Genomic DNA, 949 nt, shown 5'->3' with positions numbered 1-949 from the left:
GATTCATCCAATCATTAGTCGCTATGATCTGAGCACTACTATAGTTATTTATAGCTTCACCTTTGGTAATCTCCTTGCGGAGAAACCGGTTATTGATCTCATTGGATCCACGTTCCCAAGGGGAATACGGATCAGCATAGAAAACATGATCGTGAACTTGTGTTAACTCACTAAATTCTGAACCGTTGTCAGAGGTTATTGTCTTAAAGATGCGATAGTAAGCATCTGTGCCCATTTTCTGGCGTAAATTTATAAAGAACTGATTTACTGCATGCGCAGTTTTACCAGCAATTTTACTCGTGATATTAACTCGTGAAAGGCGATCGGTCATTACTAGTACAACACTGTCATTACCGTTTTTCTGTCCCTGAACGGTATCTAGTTCCCAATGGCCCATTTCGGACCGTTGGTCCGCAGTTTGAGGTCGTTGAGCAATATTAGGCCCTAAGCACCTTTTAGCTTGCGGATGAGTTCGATGATGCTTACGTTTAGGTTTTTCAAAGAGGTCTAAATTGGACGTACGAAGCACACCCTCATTAATCCATTGATATAAAGTTACAACCGACTTTGGGATCAGGGTGCCATCATGCATTAAATCTCGAGCCTTATAAATAACCGCTTGTGGGGAGTAATGGTGGTCGTCAAACTCACCAAGCATTAGCTGATCAGCTAATCGTAAAAATTGCTTTGAAGAATAATATAAGCGACGACGACCAGAATGGCGGTGATGTTCAAGATATGTGGCCTGACCAGCTTCATAACTATAGATGTAGTAAGAATATTCGTAAATCTTACCATTAGATTTTTGACGACGAAGTTGGCGGACCGTACCACGGTTGAGCTCGTTATTAATTGTTTGATGATTAACTCCTAATTGGCGACCAATTGCGCGATTGGAAAGTCCTTGCGACTTTAAAGTCGCAATCATCACACGTTCTTCTTTAGTAAG

The 949-nt window shown here is 41.3% G+C and carries 1 protein-coding gene; it reads right to left on the bottom strand.

The genetic code is table 11. The annotated features are described in order from the left end of the window. On the bottom strand, nt 1-949 hold a 949-nt coding region (locus tag H5975_RS08350; protein WP_239473185.1), incomplete at both ends, for an IS30 family transposase.

It is taken from the genome of Limosilactobacillus coleohominis, from assembly GCF_016901675.1.
Classification (GTDB): Bacteria; Bacillota; Bacilli; order Lactobacillales; family Lactobacillaceae; genus Limosilactobacillus; species Limosilactobacillus intestinavium.
Note: the sequence above shows the minus strand (reverse complement) of the source record. Positions and strands in the feature narration are given on the sequence as shown.